This is a genomic window from Streptomyces sp. CG 926, assembly GCF_003148825.1.
GTDB lineage: Bacteria > Actinomycetota > Actinomycetes > Streptomycetales > Streptomycetaceae > Streptomyces.
In genome coordinates this window covers 358,563-377,622 of sequence record NZ_QGGZ01000009.1, presented here as the reverse complement: position 1 = coordinate 377,622, position 19,060 = coordinate 358,563, and the positions used below count along the sequence as shown (strand labels likewise).

The following is a 19,060-nucleotide window of genomic DNA, read 5'->3' as shown; positions in this document are numbered from 1 at the left end:
CCCCGCACGTCGGCGGAGAGGCCGAAGCGCGGCTACATCGAACGATGCAGTTCCACATGGTCAATGGCGACGACGCGAGGGGGCCGGCCGGACGGGAGCCTGGACAAGGAACGAAGAACCCGAGCGGACGGAGAGTCCCATGATCGTCGCGCTGATCATCGCCTGCGAGGTCGGCTTCTGGGTCCTGCTGGCGGCCGGGCTGGCCCTGCGCTACCTCGCGAAGATGCCCAGGCTCGGCGCGGCGGTCCTGCTCTGCGAGCCGCTGATGGAGCTGGTCCTGCTGGTGGTCACCACGCTCGACCTCAAGAACGGCGCCGAACCGGACTGGAAGCACGGACTGGCCGCCCTGTACATCGGCTACACCGTCGCCTACGGCCACTACACGATCACCTGGCTCGACGGGCATGCCGCGTACCGGCTGGCCGGGGGACCGAAGCCGACGGGACCCGGGTACGGGACGGAGCGGGCCCGGCACGAGTGGAAGCTGTGGATCCGTACCGTGATCGCCGCCGCCGTCGCGCTGACGCTGCTCCAGTCGGCGATCTGGTTCGTCGGTGACGCGGGCGACGTCAGCTCGCTCAAGGGCTGGCAGTTCAGCGCCCTGCGGGTGGTCGGCATCCACGCCCTGGTCGCCGTGGCGTACACGATCTGGCCGAGCAAGGCCCCGAAGAAGGGCTCGGAGCAGGCCCCGGTGCAGGCCCGGGAGCAGGCCCCGGCGGACGCCGCCGAGGACCGGTCCCCCTTGACCCGGACCGAGCGTTAGCGCTCGCCGCCCGGCACCCACAGCACGTCCCCGACCTCCTTGTTGGCCACCCGCGCCAGGATGAACAGGAGGTCGGAGAGCCGGTTCAGGTAGGTGGCGGTCAGCGGGTTCATCACCTCGCCGTGCACCTCCAGCGCCGCCCACGTCGAACGCTCGGCGCGCCGGACCACCGTGCAGGCCTGGTGCAGCAGGGCCGCCCCGGGGGTGCCGCCGGGGAGGATGAAGCTGCGCAGCTTCTCCACCTGCTCCAGGAAGTGGTCGCAGTCCGCCTCCAGCTTGTCCACGTAGAACTGCTCCACGCGCAGCGGCGGGTACTCCGGGTTCTCGACCACCGGGGTGCACAGGTCGGCGCCGACGTCGAACAGGTCGTTCTGCACGCGGACCAGGACCTTCGCCAGCTCCGCCGACAGCCCGCCGAGCGCGATCGCCGTCCCGATGGCCGCGTTCGCCTCGTTGGCGTCGGCGTACGCGGAGATCCGCAGGTCGGTCTTGGCGGTGCGGCTCATGTCGCCGAGGGCGGTCGTGCCCTGGTCGCCGGTACGGGTGTAGATGCGCGTGAGGTTCACCATGCGGCCAGGGTAGACGGGCCCGCGGGCGAAACTCCGGGCGAGGTCGGCGCCGCTCACGTACGGTCCCATGGGGCTCCGGCCCGGAAGGGAGCGGCGAAGTGGCCGACGTGTACTACATCTGGCGGCTCGCCGAGGCCGCCCAGCAGATCGATCTCCTGGCGGGCTTCCTCGCCACCCGGGACACGGGCAACCCTGTCGCCCTCCGGGAGTCGGCCGAATCCGCCCGGGCCGGGAGCGCGGCCGTGGCCGCCGGGCACCTGAGGGAGGCTCTGGACCGCCTGGAGGTCTTGCGCGAACACGCCGCCCGCCGGGCCGGCGACCCGCACCACCCGGGGGAGCCGGCCGCCGCCGAGCACGACGCGAGGGTCTGGGACTACGCCAAGGACATGCTGCGCGCCGAGCTCCCGCCCGGGGAGGCGAAGGTCCTCACCGCGCGCGACATCCTGGGGGCGCTCGGCCGCCTGCGGCGGGAGATCTGCGCGCGCCCGGAGGCCGACGAACAGGCCCGGGCGGACGCCCACCACCTCGCCGGACGCGGCGCCATGGCCGTCGAGATCGGCCACCTCGGCGCCGCGCGCAAGGAGCTGCGACGGCTGCGCGCAGTGGCCGAGAGGTACACCGAGGACGAGGACGGGTGAACTGGACGGCGGCAGAGGGTTGCTGGGCCGTCCCGGTGTGATGTCCGTCATCTGAGACGTGACGCGTGTTACTTCGCGGTCACAGCGCACCGCCCGGGCGCTAGTCTCCGCCGGAGTGGCTACGTGACTGTGCCGTATGGAAACGAGGGGTGTGTAGTGGCTGGGAAGCTCGCCGTCATCGGTGCCGGACTCATGGGTTCCGGAATCGCGCAGGTCTCCGCTCAGGCGGGTTGGGACGTCGTACTCCGCGATGTCACCGACGCCGCGCTGACCCGTGGCACGGACGGAATCAAGGCCTCCTACGACAAGTTCGTCTCCAAGGGCAAGCTGACGGCCGAGGACGCCGAGGCGGCGCTCGCGCGCATCACCACCACCACGGACCTCGACGCGGTCGCCGACGTCGACATCGTGGTGGAGGCCGCCTTCGAGAAGATCGAGATCAAGCACGAGATCTTCCGCGCCCTGGACAAGATCGTCCGCGAGGACACGATCCTCGCCTCCAACACCTCCGCCATCCCGATCACGAAGATCGCGGCCGTGACGGAGCGTCCGGAGCGGGTCGTCGGCGCGCACTTCTTCTCGCCCGTCCCGATGATGCAGCTGTGCGAGCTCGTACGCGGCTACAAGACGAGCGACGAAACCCTGGCCACCACCCGGGCGTTCGCCGAGTCCGTCGGTAAGACCTGCATCGTCGTCAACCGCGACGTCGCCGGCTTCGTGACGACCCGTCTGATCTCCGCGCTGGTCGTCGAGGCCGCCAAGCTCTACGAATCGGGCGTGGCCTCCGCCGAGGACATCGACATCGCCTGCAAGCTCGGCTTCGGCCACGCGATGGGCCCGCTGGCCACCGCCGACCTCACGGGCGTCGACATCCTGCTGCACGCCACCAGCAACATCTACACCGAGTCCCAGGACGAGAAGTTCGCCCCGCCGGAGCTCATGCGGCGGATGGTGGACGCCGGGGACATCGGCCGCAAGAGCGGCCAGGGCTTCTACAAGCACTGAGGCCTGACCCTGCCACGGAGCACCACCGTTCGAATGCCGTCACCCCCCAGGGTGAATTAGGTATCGGTTCGCTCACGGTCGGCAACTTCCCTGCCCGTGCGGCAGTCAGTTGCAGTGAGAGTTGCCGACCACGGACCAGTCGGACCATACGTACGCAGTACCGCCGGGAGTACACATGCACATCAGGGGCGACCACGCCGAACTCGCTGTCGGGGGCCGCCTCGACGTGCGCAGCGCGGCGGACGCCCGTACGGCCCTCCACTCCGCCCTCGACGACGGGCAGGGCGATCTCGTGCTCGACCTCACCGGGCTCGACTCCTGGGACGCGACCGGCCTCGGCGTGATCATGGGAGCGCACCGCCGGGCCGGCCGGACCGGCCGCCGCCTGGTCCTGCGCGGCGTGCCCCCGCAGATGCAGCGGCTGCTCGTCGCGACCCGGCTGCACCGGATCCTCGCGATCGAGGGCGGCCTGGAAGCCGAGTCCCTGCCCCGCGTCTGACCGACAAGCCGCTGACCTCTGCTTTCCCTGCGGAAACGTAACGGTCCGGTGGTGATCGCACCCCTGCGGTTTCCCGCACGACCGGCCACGGTCTAGGGTTCGGGCGGAAACCGGACCGGTGGCGACAGCGGGTGCGCGACGGCCGGGCGGTACGACGGCGAGGCGCGCGGCCCGCGATCGGGGGACTGGGTCATGGACCGTACACAGGGGCAGACCGAGCAGCACGAGCAGCCCACGGGCGGCTCCACGCCCGTGGCGCCCACCGGGCCCGCGACACCCGCGACACCCACGACGCCCACGACGCCCGCGGCGGCCGGACCCGCGCGGGTCGTCAGCCTCACCGCGGGCGGGTTCGCCCTCACCGTCAACCCGGTCGACGGCAGCGAGATCGAACCGCTGCGCCCCGGCACCGAGCCGGGCCGCCCCGCCAAGCGCGACGCGGCCGCCCGCGCGGTGCGCACCGCCGCCGCACGCCCGCCCGTACTGCCGGGCCCCGCGGCCTCCGCCCGCCCCCTGCAGGGGCGCGAGGAGGAGCGGGAGCGGCTCGTCCGGCTGCTGGGTCGCGGCCGCTCGGTACGGCTGACCGGGCCCGCGGGTTCCGGCCGCAGCGCGCTCCTCGACGCGGTCGCCGACCGCTGCGAGGGCCTCGCGCCCGACGGCGTCGTACGGCTCGGCGGATACGGGCAGCAGCAGCCCGGGGAACTGCTGCACGCCCTCTACGCGACCGTGTACGAGGCCGAGCGGGAGCGGCCCGGCCGGGCCGAGCTCCTGGCCCGCGTACGGGAGATAGGCGCCGTCGTCCTCCTGGACGACCTGGAGATGGGCGGGACCGCCCTCGACGAGCTGATGCGCGCCACCCCCGAATGCGCCTACCTGCTGGCCGCGACCCCCGACACCCGGGCCCCCTCCGACGACTCGCACGTCGAGGAGGTCTTCCTCGGCGGACTGGGCAAGGCCGACTGCCTGGAACTGCTCGAAGGGGGCGTCGGACGTCCGCTGACGGACGAGGAGATCGCCTGGGCGGGAGACCTGCGCTTCGCCTCCGAGGGGCTGCCCCTGCGCTTCGTACAGGCCGCCGCGCTGCTGCGGCAGCGGGACGAGCTCAACCACAGCGACGAGGACGACGAGGAGGAGGAGCCCGGCGTCTTCGAGGAACGCCCCCGCGACGCCGTGCACGTGCCGCTGCCGACCCTCGCCGAAGGCGCCGCCCCGGCGGAACTGCTCGCCTCGCGGGTCAGCGAGTCGGCGCGCGCGGCCCTGCGGATCGCGTGCGCGCTGGGCGGCGAGCTGCCGCACCACGCGCACCTGCCCGCGCTGGTGGGGGACACCCACGCCGACACCGCGGTGGCGGAGCTGCTGGCCTGCGGCCTGCTGACGCCCGTCGGGACCCGGTACCGGCTGGCGTCGGGCGTCGCCCGGCAGTTGGAGGAGGTCGGGTACGGGGAGACCGCGTCGGAGGAGGCCCGTACGGCCGCCCGGCACTACGCCTGGTGGACCGGGCACGCCTCGGTGGTCCCCGAGCGGGTCGCGGCGGAGGCGGACGCCGTGCTCGCGGCGCTGGCCGGCGCGGACGTGGTCGCGGCGGTGCTGCTGGCGCGCACGGCGGCTCCGGCGTTCGCGGCCTCGCTGCACTGGGAGGCCTGGGAGCGGGTGCTGCGCTCGGGAGCGGAGGCCGCGCGCAAGGCCGGCGAGGTCGCCGAGCAGGCGTACTTCCACCACGAACTCGGCGTGCTGGCCCTGTGCGAGGAGCGCCTGGACCGAGCACGGGCCGAGCTGGAGACCTCGATCGGGCTGCGCGGCGCCCTGGCGGACAAGCGGGGCACGGTCGCGGGACGGCGCGCGCTGGCCCTGGTCGTCGACCGGGAGACGGCGGGGGCGGCCGCGTCACCCCCGCTGCGGCTGGAGGCACCGGCACCGGCCGCCTTGGCCCCGGCTGCGGCTCCCGAGGCCGTGACGGTGGCCACCCCCGCCACCCCGGCCACCTCCGCACCGCGGGTGGCCCCGTCGGCCACGTCGACCCCGTCGGCCACGTCGTCCGCCTCCGCGCCGGCCGCCCGGGCGGACTCCGAGGCGTCCACGACCCGGGTGCCCCCGGTGGCCGCGGCGGTCCCGGTGTCCGCCGAGGCGGTGACCCGGATGACCCCGGTCGTGCCGGTGACCGGCCGTTCGCAGACGCCCGCGACGCTGTCCGAGGTCTTCGAGGACGCCTTCCCGCTGAATCCGAAGCCGGCTCCGCCCGCCGCCCCCCGTCCCGCCGCCGCACCGGTCCCGGCGCCCGGCCGTCGTCGGCTCGTGGTGCTGGCCGGCGCGGGCGCGCTGGCCGTGGTGGCGCTCGGCACGGTCGTCAGCCTGGCGCTGAGCTCCTCGGACAGCACGCCGCCGGCACAGGGCCCGGCGGTGACCTCCACCCCCACGGTCACGACGCCGGAGACGACCGCGCTCACCAGCGGGAACGATCCTGCAGCGGAGCCGCCCGTATCGGCCCCGCCGGCCGAGACCCCGGAGCCCGGACAGAGCGCCGCCGCCCCGACCCCGGGCCGCAGCCCCGCCCGGACCCCGTCGCGCCGCCCGTCCTCGACGCCCCCGTCCAACTCGACCCCGACGGCGAGCGTTTCGCCGACGCCGACCGGCGCCCAGCCCTCGCCCACCGTGACGGAGACGATCACGCCGACGCCCACGGCGACCACCACGCAGACGGGTACCACCCAGACGGGTAACACCACCGCGGCCGGCTCACCGGTCACCGGCGACTGAACGACGATGGCTCCGTCCCGAGGGACGGAGCCATGGTGTGCGGGGTGGAGCGAGGGATCAGAACAGGCGGAGCTTGTCGTCCTCGATGCCGCGCATCGCGTTGTAGTCCAGGACCACGCAGTCCATGCCGCGGTCCGTCGCCAGGACCTTCGCCTGCGGCTTGATCTCCTGGGCCGCGAAGACGCCCCGGACCGGGGCCAGGTGCGGGTCGCGGTTGAGGAGTTCGAGGTAGCGCGTCAGCTGCTCGACACCGTCGATCTCACCGCGGCGCTTGATCTCCACGGCCACCGTCGCGCCCGAGGCGTCCCGGCACAGGATGTCCACCGGGCCGATCGCCGTCATGTATTCGCGTCGGATCAGCGTGTAGCCCTCGCCCAGCGTCTCGATGCGGTCCGCCAGCAGTTCCTGGAGGTGCGCCTCGACGCCGTCCTTGATGAGCCCCGGGTCGATGCCCAGCTCGTGGGAGGAGTCGTGGAGGACTTCCTCCATGGTGATGATGAGCTTCTCGCCCGCCTTGTTGATGACCGTCCAGATGTTGGCCTCATCGCCGCTCCCCTCCTTGAGGGTGCACGGCGGCGACATCCAGTTGAGCGGTTTGTACGCTCGGTCGTCCGCGTGGATCGAGACACTGCCGTCAGCCTTCACGAGGATCAGACGGGGTGCCGAGGGCAGATGGGCGGTGAGCCGGCCCGCGTAGTCGACGGAGCAGCGGGCAATGACGAGACGCATGGTCGGCAACGCTACTCGACGAGAAGGCCTTCACGCGATTCGCCCCTGAAAGCCCCGTTCGCCGATGGCGCGTTGTATGCGCATTCTCCTGGTGCGTCACCGATGGGACGCCTACCGTGGTGAGCGGGAGGTTGTCGAGCGTGCACTCTGCGTCGCGACCTCCTTCCCTGCCCGTAAGACTCCGGCAATCCGAACAGCCGGGGTCGCGAGAGGAGAACCCATGTCGCTCGACGTCTCACCGGCCCTACTCGAACAGGCCGAGCGAGGCGAGGTCGACGAAGCCGCTTTCGTCGACTGCGTCCGGACCTCCCTGCCCTTCGCGTGGGAGATGATCAGCTCGCTGGTGGCTCAGCTGAAGGTGGACGGCGGACAGTTCGCCGACAACCAGACGCCGCCGCCGGACGAGCAGGCGCGAGGGCAGCTGCTGCGCGCCCTCGCGAGTGACGCGATACGCGGTGCGCTGCAGCGGCACTTCGGAGTGCGCCTGGCATTCCAGAACTGTCACCGGGTGGCGGTGTTCCCGCTGGATCCCTCGGTGGACGACCGGCTGGCCAAGTTCACTTCGATCCGCGGTCAGCTGCTCAACCAGTCGCCCGAGCTGCGGGACTGCTAGACCGGCTCGGCCGTGTCCCGGCCGCCTCTTTCGGATCATGTCCGGGCCCACCGGCGTGATCCGAAAGAAACGGCCCAGGTAGGACCGGTGGATCTCAGTCGAGACGGGGAAGGACCTCGGCGCCGAGTCGTCGTACGTTCTCCTCCGTCGCGGCGAGATCTCCGGAGCCCTCCGTCAGGAGGGCGAAGCGCGTGATGCCCGTCCGTGCCGACGTGGCCGCCAGCCGGTCCGCCGCCACCTGCGGGGTGCCCACCGGGTGCAGGTCGCAGAGCAGTTCCGTGTAGGCGACCGGATCCCGCATCGCGCGCACCCTGCCGTCCACCGTCACATGCGCGTCGAGGCCCTGCTTGAGCCAGCCCGGCATCGCCTTCAGCAGGGTCTCGCGCGCGTCCGCCGTACGGTCGGCGATCTGGCACACCCCGGCGGAGACGTGTCCCGCGTCCTCGACGCGTTCGCGCGAGTGACCCGCCGCCAGCGCCGTGCTGCGCCACAGCGCGACCATCTCGGCCTTGCTCTCGTCCCCGCAGTGCATCCCGAGGAGCATCGACAGCCCCCGCTCCGCGGCCATCCGGACGGACGCCGGGGAGGTGCAGGCCACGATGACCTCGGGCCCCGCCGTGTCCCCGTCCAGGGCTTCCGAGGGGCGCGGTACGACGGCCACCTCGCGGAATCCGTACCGCTCGCCGGCGGCGCCCACCCGGGCCTCCGTCAGCCAGCGCCGCAGCAGGTCCAGGGCCTCCGGGAAACCGTTCTCGTAGCTGTCCAGGCCGCCCCCGAAGACCTCCAGGTCCACCCACGGCCCGCCCCGGCCCACCCCGAGGGTGAACCTGCCGCCCGAGGTCAGGTGCAGCAGGGCGGCCTGCTCCCCGAGCGCCACCGGGTGCGTGCTCGGCAGCACGCTCACCGCCGTGCCCACGCGCAGCCGCCGGGTCCGGCCCAGCAGCAGGGCCGCCAGGGTCGCCGCCGAGGGGCAGACCCCGTACGGGACGAAGTGGTGCTCGGCGAGCCAGACCGAGTCGAGCCCGGCCTCCTCGGCCACCTCGGCGGTCCGCACCGCCCGGTGCAGTGCTTCTCCCTGTCCCTGGCCCGGGAACTGGGCCGCCAGTACAAACGCTCCTACGCGCATCGCCTATAGCCTCCTCGCGGCTGACGCGGCCTCCCCCAGGTGGACCGGTTCTTCCTATGGCAACAACGTCTGACACGTGCCAAAGGCACGGGCTGACAGGAAAGTTATTGGGATTGTCGGGCCATTGCTCGTCGCGCGGCCGTCTTCCTCGGCAACCCTGCGGGTACCCGGCCTCGCTGCGCGTAGTCTGGGAGAAAGTCACTGCCGTCCGCCCATCCGTGAGGTATACGTGTCACCGCGCAACAACCGCCCCAGGGGCGGCGAGACCCCGGACGAACGCCCCAGCACCGGCCTCGACCGCTACGGGCTGGAGCGCACGGAGGAGTACCAGGGGGAGGACTGGAAGGTCCGGCACGTGGCCGGCGCGAGCGCGGCGGGCAAGCGCTACCGCTGCCCCGGCTGCGACCAGGAGATCCCCTCCGGCACCCCGCACCTGGTGGCCTGGCCCGAGTACGGCGGCGTGGACGACCGCCGGCACTGGCACAAGGCCTGCTGGAACGCGAAGGACCGCCGCACCTCGAAGGTGCAGCGGTCCCGCAACGCTCCCCGGTACTGACCGGGCCGATGTTCCCCCGGGCGCCTACACGTCCCGGCGGCCGACGATCACGTACGACGCGGCCACCGCGCCCCCGGTGACCAGCACGATGAGCAGCACGTGCGAGAGGGCGCTCGGCTCCGGGCCGATGTCGCCGCCCTGCGGCAGGCCGAACAGCGTCATCAGTGCCACCGGCACGTTGTGGCGCAGGATGAGCTCGCCGGCGGAGGCGACGGCCTGCCACATGCTGAGCATGGCCCCTATCACCGGCGGCAGCGTGACCAGGCCCAGCATCACCGCGATCGCCCCGGCCGAGTGCCGCACCAGCGCGCCGATCGCCAGTGCCAGCACGCCGAGCAGGGTGACGTAGCCGCAGCCGAGCAGCGCCCCGAACCACTCGCCGGCCGCGTGCGGGCCGGACGCGGAGCCCCCGCGCATCACCGCCGCGGTGACCCCGACCACGAAGACCGACAGCGCGGTGATGACGAAGGCCACCATGCTGAAGACGAGGTACTTGGCCGTGAGCACCCGGTACCGGTCCGGGGCGGCCGTGAACGTGGTCCGCACCAGCCCGGTGCCGTGCTCCGAGCTGATCGTCAGCACCCCGAGGACGATCACCGCGAGCTGCCCGACCAGCAGGCCGATCAGCGCGGGCGTGGTGAAGTTGATCTGCGTGAAGTCCTCGGCCGAGGTCTGCGAGACGACGGTCAGACCGACGCCGACCACGGTCAGCACGAGCGAACCCAGCGTCCACAGGGTGGAGCGGAGCGAGACCAGCTTGGTCCACTCCGAGGCCATCGCGTGCCCCAGGTGCGGCCGCGGCGTGGCGAGGGAGGAGCTGTAGCTCCCGTGCTGCTCCGCCGTCGTGGTCGTCGGGGTCATCGGGTGTCCTCGGGGGTGCGCGGGGTGGTGTTCCTGGTGGTGCTGGCGAGCTCGTCCGGCTTGCCGGGCATCAGGAAGGGCTGCCCGCCCGCCCCGGGGGGCGGGGGAGCGTAGAAGCCGGTCCGGGGGACCTCGGGAGCGGCCTGCGCCTCTTCCTCCTCCTCCCAGGCGGGGACGGTGAGCGGCTCCGGCTCCCACAGCTCGGCCCGCGGGTCGTCGGTGGAGGTGTACTCGACGGTGGACTGGGTCATCCGCATGTACGCCTCCTCCAGCGAGGCCCGGTGCGGTGACAGCTCCCACAGCCGTACGCCGGCCTCGTGCGCGAGGTCGGAGATGCGCGGCAGCTCCAGGCCGGTCACGCGCAGTGCTCCGTCGGGCTCCTGGAGGACCCGCCCGCCCGCTTTGGTGAGGGCCTTACCCAGCGTGTCCCAGCCATCAGGATCGGTGTCGGCCGTCCGCACCCGAGCGAATCCGGCCGAGTTGTGCGCGATGAACTCCTGGGTGCCCATGTCGGCCAGCAGCCGCCCCCGACCGATCACGATCAGGTGGTCGGCGGTCAGCGCCATCTCGCTCATCAGGTGCGAGGAGACGAAGACGGTGCGGCCCTCGGAGGCGAGGCGGCGCATCAGGTTGCGGACCCAGAGGATGCCCTCGGGGTCGAGCCCGTTGACCGGCTCGTCGAACAGGAGCACCTGCGGGTCGCCGAGCAGCGCGGTGGCGATGCCGAGCCGCTGGCCCATACCGAGCGAGAACCCCTTCGTACGCTGCCGGGCGGCGTCCTGGAGGCCGACCACGGCCAGCACCTCGTCCACCCGCTTCTCCGGGATCCCGGAGAGCTGGGCGATGGAGAGCAGATGGGTCCGGGCCCGGCGGCCGCCGTGCACGGCCTTCGCGTCGAGCAGGGCCCCGACGTGGCGCTGGGCGTTCGGCAGCTCCCGGAAGGGTCGGCCGTTGATCGTGACATGACCGGTCGTGGGCCGGTCCAGTCCGACGATCATGCGCATGGTGGTGGACTTCCCGGAGCCGTTGGGCCCCAGGAATCCGGTGACGTGACCCGGCTTGACCTGGAAGGACAGCTGGTCGACGGCGGTCTTGGCGCCGAAGCGCTTGGTCAGGCCGACTGCCTCGATCATCTTGTTGCCCCTTACCAGGCCGGGACGACTTTCGCCCGCGTAAGGGTTAAGAGGATAACGAGGTTCCAGCGGTTCCGTCCCGGGCCGGATCCCTGAGCTGCCCCTGAGTCCGACCCGGGGATCACCCGTAGTACTTCTGCGGGGGCCCGGCCGTCACGCGTCCCTCTTCTTGAGGACGAGGTAGCCCCCGAGTACCGCGGCGGCCACCCACAGGAGCATGATCCCGAGCCCGCCCCACGGCCCGTACGGGGCCTCCGGCGTGCCCATGGCGTCCGGTACGACCTGCATGATCTTCGATCCGGCCGCCGTGGGCAGGTACTGGCCGTACTTGCGGGTCGCGTCGAAGGCGTTGAGGACGGTCGTGACGATCAGGAAGAACGGGATCAGGATGCTGATCGAGGCGACCGAGCTGCGCAGCATGGCGGCGACACCCATGGAGAACAGGGCCAGGAGTGCCATGTACACGCCGGCGCCGACGACCGCGCGCAGGACGTGCTCCCCGCCGAGACCGGTGCCGTGGTCGCCCAGGATCGCCTGACTGAGGAAGAACGACAGGAAGCTGGTCAGCAGCCCGACCAGCAGGGCCAGCAACGTGGCCACGGTGAGCTTGGCGAACAGGAAGCTCCCGCGGGCGGGTACGGCGGCGAGCGAGGTTCGGATCATGCTCGTGCTGTATTCGGTGCTGACCACCAGCACGCCGAAGACGATCATCGCCAGCTGGCCGAACTGCATGCCGGTGAAGCTCACCAGGGTGGGGTCGAAGGTGGCCCGTTCGATCTGGCTCATGTCGTCGAAGGCCGACGCGACCGCGACGGAGATCAGGGCGCCGAAGCCGGCGGTGACGATCAGGGCCAGGGCGAGGGTCCAGGTGGTGGAGGCGACCGTGCGGATCTTGGTCCACTCGGACTGCATGACGGCGGTGAAGGCCATGCTCACTCACCGGCCTTGCGGGTCGCCTCGAAGCCGGCGCCCCAGGCGGGGACGTCGGCCGGCCGGGCCGGGTTGTCGGCAGCCATGCCCGGGGCGTGGGCGTGGTACTCGACGGAGTCCGCCGTCATACGCATGAACGCTTCCTCCAGTGATGCCCGTTGCGGGCTGAGTTCGTGCAGCACGATCTGGTGCTGGGCGGCCAGCTCGCCGAGCTGCTCCGCACTCGCGCCGTCGATCTCCAGGGTTCCGGTGGCGGGGACGCTCACCGCGTTGATCCCGGCCTCGTGCAGGACGTCCTTCAGCCGCTCCTGCTGCGGCGAGCGCAGCCGTACGTAGCTGCGCGAGTTCTGCTGGATGAAATCGGCCATCGGCAGGTCCGCCAGCAGCTTTCCTTGCCCGATGACGACCAAATGATCTGCGGTCAGCGCCATTTCGCTCATCAGGTGGGAGGAGACGAAGATCGTCCTTCCCTCCGCCGCCAGACCCTTCATCAGATTGCGGATCCAGAGAATTCCCTCGGGATCCAGGCCGTTGACCGGCTCGTCGAACATCAGGATTTCCGGATCGCCCAGCAATGCGGAGGCGATTCCCAGCCGTTGGCTCATTCCGAGCGAAAAACCTTTGGACTTCTTCTTCGCCACGGCCGTCAGGCCGACCAGGTCCAGCACCTCGTCCACCCGCTGCCGCGGGATGCGGTTCGACTGGGCCAGACAGAGAAGGTTGTTGTACGCACTTCGGCCACCGTGCATGGCCTTCGCGTCCAGCAGCGCCCCGACGTGCTTCAGCGGCTCCGACAGGTCGCGGTAGTGCTTCCCGTACACCCGGACCGTGCCGCTGGTCGGGTTGTCGAGGTCGAGCATCATGCGCATCGTCGTCGACTTGCCCGCGCCGTTCGGGCCCAGGAAGCCGGTCACCACCCCCGGTCGGATCTGGAAGCTGAGGTGGTCCACGGCGGTCGTCGTGCCGAATCGTTTGGTAAGGCCCTCAAGCTCGATCATGCGGACACGCTAGAACGCCCGAGGGCCCTACGCCACCTCAAAAGGGTGACATAGGGCCCTCGATCGGGCGCACGACGGGTGCCGCGTGCTACCCGCCGGTAATCAGCGGCTCTGCTGAGCCGGGACGCCGCGGGTGACGGGCTCGTCGTCCACGATCGGGTTGGCCGCCGCGACGGCCGCACCGGTGAGCGTCGCCAGCATCTCGCGGACGTTGGTCAGCTGCGCGTTGATCGAGTCGCGGCGGTTGGTGAGCGCCGCCAGCTCGCGCTCGGACTCGCTGCGGATGCGGTCCGCCTTGGCGTTGGCGTCGGCCACGATGTCCTCGGCCTGACGCTGCGCGGTCTCCACGGTCTGACGGGCCCGGCGCTCCGCGTCCGTACGCAGCTTCTCGGCCTCCAGGCGCAGCTGCTCGGCGCGGTGCTCGATCTCCGCGAGACGCTTCTCGGCCTTGGCCTGACGGGAGGCCAGGTCGCGCTCGGACTGCTCGCGGCGCTTGGCCAGGTTGGTCTCGAAGTCCGCGGCGGCCTGGGCGGCCTTGGCGCGGGTCTCCTCGAAGAGGGCGTCGGCCTCCTCGCGCTTGGAGGCCGCGTCCTTCTGGGCCTCGGCGCGCAGGGTCGACGCGTCGCCCTTGGCCTTCTCGACGATGCGGACGCCCTCGTCCTCCGCCTTCGACTTGCGGTCGGCGGCGAACGACTCGGCGTCGTTGCGCACCTGCTGGGCGGCCGACTCGGCGAGCTCACGGTGCTGCTCGGCCGCGCGACGGGCCTCCTCGCGCAGGTCCTTCGCCTCCTCCTCGGCCAGCCGCAGGATCTTCTCGACCCGGGCGCCGAGGCCGGCGTACGACGGCTCGGCGTCGTTCACCTGGGCCTGGGCGTTCTGCGTCTCGAGGTGCAACTCCTCGATCCGCTTTTCCAGAGAGTTGATACGTCCAAGGGCGCTGTCGCGGTCGGAGACCAGCTTGGTAATGCGGTCGTCCACCTGACCACGGTCGTAACCACGCCGCACGAGCTCGAAGCCGAAGGGGGAGGAAGTGTCGCTCATGGGGTTCCTGTCGAATGAGACCGATGAGGTGCTACGTGAGGTGTTAGGGGAATCCTAGGCGCCCGGACGGCGTGTCATCGAGTCAATCCGCGTTTGATCTGGACAATGACACCCCTTTCGAGTGGCAAGACAGCAGAACGCTTGTCACCCGTTCGCCTGAACCTTCATCAGGTGCACACACCTCGGAGCATTTGGCTACCCATCCGACGCCTTGCCACCCGAACGAGTGGATCCCGCAGTCGCGCCGGCCTTCATGCCCCCCGCGCCCTGGCCACCGACCGCCGGCTTTCCCCCGCCCGAAGGCGCCTCGAATGATTCCAACGCCTCAAGAACGTCCTGGACACGGGAGATCTCCGCCTGAATGTCCTCGCGGCGGCGCACCAGGACCTCCAGCTCACGGCGACCCTCGTCGACGAGCTGCTCCGCCTCCGCCTTGGCCTCGGCGAGCGCGCTCTCGGCCTCCCGGGCCAGCTCCGCCTTCTTCTGCTCGGCCTCCTTGAGCAGCGCCTCCGCCTTGCGGACCGCGGCGATGCGCACCTTGCTCGCCTCGCTGCTCGCGTCCGACACGAGCTCCTTGGCCTTCGCCTCGGCCTCGACGCTCTGCTCCGTCGCCGCGCGCACCAGCTTGTCCACGCGCTCGCCGGCCGACTTCATCTGCTCGGCCGACTCCCGGCGGGCCCGCTCGTGCAGCTCCTCGACCTCGCCCTCGACCCGGCCGCGCAGCTCCTCCGCCCGTTCTCTTATGGCGGCCGCGTCCGTGCGCGCGCCGACCAGCAGCTCGTCCGCGTCCGTACGGGCCTTCTCCACCATGGAGTTGCCCTCGACGGTCGCCTCCGAGGTGATCCGCACGGCCTCCTTGCGGGCCGCGTCGACCATCGCGTCGGCCTGCTCCTCGGCCGCCGTGGTGGCGGCGAGGGCCTGCTTCTGCGCATCGGCCGTGAGCTTCTCGGCTTCCGCCGAGGCCTCCGTGATGAGCCGGTCGACCTGCTCCGCGGCCTCGCTGCGGCGCTTGTTGGCCGCCTCGCGGGCCTCGTCCAGCAGCCGCTCGGACTCGGTACGGGCCTCGGCGCGGGTGCGCTCCGCGGCAGCCGCCGCCTGCGCCTTGACCCGCTCGGCCTCCGACCGGGTACGGGTCGCGTGCTCCTGCGCCGAGGACAGCGCCTCCGACGCGTCCGCGCGCAGCCGCTCCGCCTCGCCGGCCGCCTCGCCGACGGTGCGCTCGTTGTCCTTGCGGGTCTGCTCGGTGAGCTTCTCCGTCTCGGACACGGCCTCCGTGACGAGCCGGTCCGCCTGCTCGGCCGCCTCGGTACGCAGCCGGTTCGCCTCGGCGCGCGCCTCGTCCAGCGTCTGCTCGGCGTCGCGCTCGGCGCTCGCCAGCGTCTCGTTCGCCGCGACCGTGACGCGGTCCGCCTCGGCGGTGGCCTCGCCGATGATCCGGCCGCCCTCCGCGCGGGCGTCGTCCAGGACCTCGGCCGCCTCGGCGCGCACCCGGTCCGCCTCCGCCGTCGCCTCGGCGACGGTGGCCTCGTTGGCCACGCGGGTCTCGTCGATCAGTCGGTCGCCCTCGGCGCGCGAGTCGACCATGATCCGAGCGGCGTCGCGCTCGGCGCTCGCCAGGGTCTCGGCCGCCTGCGCCTTGAGTCGGGTCGCCGCGGTGGTGAGCCGCTCGGCCTCCACCGTCGCCTCGCCCACGGTGGCCGCGTTCGCGGCACGGGTCTCCTCGGTGAGCCGGTCGGCCTCCGCGGAGGCCTCGGTGATGAGCCGGTCGACCTGCTCCGCGGCCTCGGTACGCAGCCGGTTGCCCTCGGCCCGTGCCTCGTCCAGGATGCCCGCGGCCTCGATGCGGGTCGCCTCGGCGATCTCGTCCGCCTCGGTGGTGATCCGCTCGGCCTCGGCGCTCGCCTCGGCGAGGGTGGCCGCGTTCGCCGCCAGGGTCTCCTCGGTGAGCCGCTCGGCCTCCGCCGTCGCCTCGGCCGTGATCCGGACGCCCTCGGCGCGGGAGGCCTCCAGGGACTCCGCCGCCTCGCCGCGGATCCGGTTCGCGTCGTCCCGGGCGTCCGCCCGGGTCCGGGCCGCGTCCCGCTCGGAGGCGGCCAGCGCGTCCGTGGCCTCCGTACGCACCCGCTGCGCGTACTCGGCGGTGTCGCCGCGCAATTGCTCGGCCTCGGCGATGGCCTCGCCGACCGTGCGCTCCGCCAGCGCCTTCGCCGCGTCCGTCTCGGCCCGCGCCTCGTTGCGGATCCGGTTGGCGTCCTCGGTGGCCCGCTCCCGCTCCGCGTAGGCGTCGGCGCGGACCCGGCCGGCCTCTTCGTCGGCCTCCGTCCGCGTGCGCTCCGCCGCGTGCTCGGCGGCGTTGCGCAGCCCGGTGATCTCCTCCTCGGCCTGCTCGTGCAGCCCGGCCACGGAGTCCCGTACCTGCTGGGCGGTGGCCTCCGCGGCCGAGACGACCTCCGACGCGCGCCGCTCGGCCTCCTCCGTCAGCCAGACCGCCTCGGCCTGTGCCTCCTCGGAGCGCTTGCGGGCCTGCGCCAGCAGTTCCTCGCTCTGCTCGCGGGCCTGGGCCCGCTCGCTGTCCGCGTCGGTCCGCGCCGACGCCAGGGTCTCCTCGGACTCCCGGCGGCGCCGGGCGGCCTCCTCCTGCGCGGCGGCCAGCGCCTCCGCGGCCTCCTCGGCGACCCGCTCGGCGGCGGCCTTCGCCTCCGCGCGCAGCCGGTCCGCGGTCTCCTGGGCCTCGGAGCGCACCCGCTCCGCCTCGGCCTCGGCCTCGCCGCGCAGCCGCACGGCGGACTGCTCCGCCTCGGCGCGCACCCGGCCGGCGTCCTGCGCCGCCTCGGTGCGCAGCTGGTCGGCCTCGGTCTCCGCCTGCGTCTGCAGGCTGCGGATCCGCTCCGCCGACTCCGCGCGCAGCCGGTCGTTCTCCTCGGTGGTCTCCCGGCGGATGTTCTCCGCCGCACCGCGGGCGTCACGCAGCGTCTGCTCGGCCGTCGTCAGCCGGGTCTCGGCCTCCGTGTGCAGCCGTACGAGCTCCTCGTCGGCCTCCGCACGCTTGGCGGCCAGCGCCTGCTCGGTCTCCTGGCGCCGGGCGGCCGCCGCGGCGTCGGCCTCGGCGCGTACGCCCTCGGCCTCCTCCTCGGCCTCGGCGCGCAGCCGCTCGGCCTCGGCGCGGGTCCGCTCCAGGGTCTCCTCGGCCTGCTTGCGCAGCGTGCCGGCCCGCTCCACGGCCTCGGCGCGCACCCGCTCGCTCTCGGCGGTCGCGCCGCCGCGCAGCTCGTCCGCGTCCGCCTTGGCCTTGCCGAGCAGCTCCTCGGCGGTCCGGGCCGCCTCCTCGATCTGCTGGACGGCCTCGCGGCGGGCCTCGCCGCGGATCCGCTCGCCCTCGGCGACGGCCTCGGCGCGCAGCTGCTCGGCCTCGCCGCGCAGCCGTCGGGCCTCCGACTGGAGCTCGACCGTACGGGCCCGGTACTCCTCGGTGTCGTCCTTCGCGGCGCCCTTGAGCTCGTCGGCCGTGGTCGCCGCCTGCAGGCGCAGCCGGTCGGCCTCGCTCTCGGCCTCGCGACGGATCCGCTCGGCCTCCTCGGACGCGGCCCGGGTGGTGGCCCGGGCGTCCTCCGACGCCTTGTTCAGTACGTCCTCGGCCGTGCGGGCGGCCTTCGCCAGCTGGGCCGCCATGTCCTCGGCCGCGGCCGTACGGGCCTGCTGTCCGGCCTCGGTGCGCTGCCGCTCGGCGTCCGCGCGGGCGTCGGCCAGGGCCTGCTCGGCCTCCGCCTTGAGGGCCTCGGCCTCCTTGGTGGCCTCGCCGACCAGCCGCGCCACCTGCTCCTTGGCGGTGCGGGTGCGCTGCTCGTTGACGGATTCCGCCGACGCGAGCTGCCGGGTGGAGCTCTCCTTCGCCTCCGCGAGGAGCTTCTCCGCCTCGGCGCGGGCCTCGCGCAGCGCGGAGTCGGCCTCCTGCACCCGGGATTCGGCCAGCCGGCCCAGGTCCAGGGTCTGCTGACGGGTGTGCTCGGCCTCGGCGGTGGTGGTGGAGCGCAGCCGCTCCGCGTGCTCGCTGGCCTCCTGGGCCTGCGAGGAGGCGGCGGTCAGCAGCCGCTCGGCCTCCTTGCGGGCGCGCAGCAGGGTGGCCTCGGCCTCTGCGCGGGCGGCCTCGGCGTCCGCGGCCATCCGGCGCCGGGTCTCCTCGGCGACCCGGGCGGCCTCGGCGCGGGCGGCGTTCAGGGACTGCTCGGCCTCGGCACGGGACTCCTCCATGAGCCGGCGCGCCTGAGCCTCGGTACGGGCCCGCAACTGCTCGGCCCAGGCCACGTTCTCGTTGACGTGGGCCTCGACGGTCTGGCGCCGCTCGCCCAGCTCCTGGTCCAGGCGCTGACGGCGGTTGACGGCCTCGGCGTGCAGCTCGGCCTGCAGGCGCGCCTGGTGCTCGGCGTGCTCCTGGAGGATGCGCTGGGTCTGGGCCCGGGCGTCACGAAGCTCGCGCTCGGCGTCCGAACGCAACTGGTCGGCCTGGATCTGGGCATTACGGAGCAGCTGCTCCGCCTGGTAGCCCATGTCCGCGCCGTCGTAGGCGGGGCGGGACGCCAGTGAGCGTCGTACCTCGTGAAGCTTGGCGCGCAGCACCTCGACCTGGTATCCCAGGTCTTCAGCGTGCTGGACGGCCTTCCCGCGCTCCTTCTTCAGCCGCTCCATCTCGGCCTCGAAGCGCGAGAGATGGTCGGCCTCGGCCTGATGGCTCTCCTGGCTTTCGTAGCCCCGCACAGCGCGGTCCCATCCGTCCCCTGGTCGCAAGCTCACTCCCAATGAGCATCGCTCGCCCGCTGAACGACGCCCCCGGGGGAATGGTGTCAGATA

The 19,060-nt window shown here is 72.5% G+C and carries 16 protein-coding genes; 7 read left to right on the top strand and 9 right to left on the bottom strand.

Annotated elements, in window-relative coordinates; all coding sequences use genetic code 11:
• Nucleotides 1-139: 139 nt before the first annotated feature.
• Nucleotides 140-763: a hypothetical protein gene (locus tag BCL76_RS25075; RefSeq protein WP_109781629.1), complete on the top strand. Its 624-nt coding sequence runs from the start codon at nucleotides 140-142 to the stop codon at nucleotides 761-763.
• Here the strand turns inward: BCL76_RS25075 and BCL76_RS25070 are convergent.
• Complete coding sequence (locus BCL76_RS25070; RefSeq protein WP_109781680.1) at nucleotides 760-1,332, bottom strand: cob(I)yrinic acid a,c-diamide adenosyltransferase; 573 nt, start codon at nucleotides 1,330-1,332, stop codon at nucleotides 760-762. The two genes, BCL76_RS25075 and BCL76_RS25070, sit on opposite strands and share 4 nt — an antisense overlap.
• 98 nt (nucleotides 1,333-1,430) lie before the next feature.
• Between BCL76_RS25070 and BCL76_RS25065 the strand changes: the two genes are divergently transcribed.
• The 4 genes from BCL76_RS25065 to BCL76_RS39115 all read left to right on the top strand — a co-directional run bounded on the left by BCL76_RS25065 (nucleotide 1,431) and on the right by BCL76_RS39115 (nucleotide 6,228).
• Complete coding sequence (locus tag BCL76_RS25065) at nucleotides 1,431-1,970, top strand: hypothetical protein (RefSeq protein ID WP_109781628.1); 540 nt, start codon at nucleotides 1,431-1,433, stop codon at nucleotides 1,968-1,970.
• A gap of 156 nt (nucleotides 1,971-2,126) precedes the next feature.
• Nucleotides 2,127-2,975: a 3-hydroxyacyl-CoA dehydrogenase family protein gene (locus BCL76_RS25060; protein ID WP_109781627.1), complete on the top strand. Its 849-nt coding sequence runs from the start codon at nucleotides 2,127-2,129 to the stop codon at nucleotides 2,973-2,975.
• 175 nt (nucleotides 2,976-3,150) lie between these two features.
• Nucleotides 3,151-3,474, top strand: a complete 324-nt coding sequence (locus BCL76_RS25055; protein WP_030764081.1) for an STAS domain-containing protein — start codon at nucleotides 3,151-3,153, stop codon at nucleotides 3,472-3,474.
• Nucleotides 3,475-3,666: 192 nt separating this feature from the next.
• Nucleotides 3,667-6,228, top strand: a complete 2,562-nt coding sequence (locus BCL76_RS39115; RefSeq protein ID WP_181382715.1) for an ATP-binding protein — start codon at nucleotides 3,667-3,669, stop codon at nucleotides 6,226-6,228.
• 57 nt (nucleotides 6,229-6,285) lie between these two features.
• Here the strand turns inward: BCL76_RS39115 and nucS are convergent, their stop codons facing one another.
• Nucleotides 6,286-6,957 carry an endonuclease NucS gene (gene nucS, locus BCL76_RS25045; protein ID WP_109781626.1) on the bottom strand — a complete coding sequence of 224 codons (672 nt, stop codon included), beginning with the start codon at nucleotides 6,955-6,957 and terminating at the stop codon, nucleotides 6,286-6,288.
• Between the two features lie 220 nt (nucleotides 6,958-7,177).
• On the opposite strand from nucS, the gene BCL76_RS25040 reads away from it, so the two are divergent.
• On the top strand, nucleotides 7,178-7,570 hold the full coding sequence (locus BCL76_RS25040; protein WP_030037139.1) for an SCO5389 family protein: 393 nt from the start codon (nucleotides 7,178-7,180) through the stop codon (nucleotides 7,568-7,570).
• 94 nt (nucleotides 7,571-7,664) lie between these two features.
• Here BCL76_RS25040 and BCL76_RS25035 read toward each other — a convergent pair whose 3' ends face one another.
• Entirely contained in the window at nucleotides 7,665-8,696 is a 1,032-nt protein-coding gene (locus BCL76_RS25035) for an LLM class flavin-dependent oxidoreductase (protein ID WP_109781625.1), read from the bottom strand.
• Between the two features lie 229 nt (nucleotides 8,697-8,925).
• On the opposite strand from BCL76_RS25035, the gene BCL76_RS25030 reads away from it, so the two are divergent.
• Nucleotides 8,926-9,252: a hypothetical protein gene (locus tag BCL76_RS25030; RefSeq protein ID WP_030009607.1), complete on the top strand. Its 327-nt coding sequence runs from the start codon at nucleotides 8,926-8,928 to the stop codon at nucleotides 9,250-9,252.
• Between the two features lie 24 nt (nucleotides 9,253-9,276).
• Here BCL76_RS25030 and BCL76_RS25025 read toward each other — a convergent pair whose 3' ends face one another.
• The 6 genes from BCL76_RS25025 to scy form a co-directional block, all read right to left on the bottom strand.
• Nucleotides 9,277-10,113, bottom strand: coding sequence for an ABC transporter permease (locus BCL76_RS25025; RefSeq protein WP_109781624.1), 837 nt, complete (start codon nucleotides 10,111-10,113; stop codon nucleotides 9,277-9,279).
• Nucleotides 10,110-11,246, bottom strand: a complete 1,137-nt coding sequence (locus BCL76_RS25020; RefSeq protein ID WP_109781623.1) for an ABC transporter ATP-binding protein — start codon at nucleotides 11,244-11,246, stop codon at nucleotides 10,110-10,112. The genes BCL76_RS25025 and BCL76_RS25020 overlap by 4 nt, the downstream gene beginning before the upstream one ends.
• Before the next feature lie 153 nt (nucleotides 11,247-11,399).
• Nucleotides 11,400-12,176, bottom strand: a complete 777-nt coding sequence (locus BCL76_RS25015; RefSeq protein WP_109781622.1) for an ABC transporter permease subunit — start codon at nucleotides 12,174-12,176, stop codon at nucleotides 11,400-11,402.
• Between the two features lie 2 nt (nucleotides 12,177-12,178).
• On the bottom strand, nucleotides 12,179-13,174 hold the full coding sequence (locus BCL76_RS25010; RefSeq protein ID WP_109781621.1) for an ABC transporter ATP-binding protein: 996 nt from the start codon (nucleotides 13,172-13,174) through the stop codon (nucleotides 12,179-12,181).
• Between the two features lie 102 nt (nucleotides 13,175-13,276).
• Nucleotides 13,277-14,215: a cellulose-binding protein gene (locus BCL76_RS25005; protein ID WP_030386920.1), complete on the bottom strand. Its 939-nt coding sequence runs from the start codon at nucleotides 14,213-14,215 to the stop codon at nucleotides 13,277-13,279.
• 195 nt (nucleotides 14,216-14,410) lie between these two features.
• The gene (gene scy / locus BCL76_RS25000; RefSeq protein WP_181382714.1) at nucleotides 14,411-18,967 is read right to left on the bottom strand and encodes a polarized growth protein Scy; all 4,557 of its coding nucleotides are present in this window, start codon (nucleotides 18,965-18,967) and stop codon (nucleotides 14,411-14,413) included.
• Between the last annotated feature and the right edge of the window lie 93 nt (nucleotides 18,968-19,060).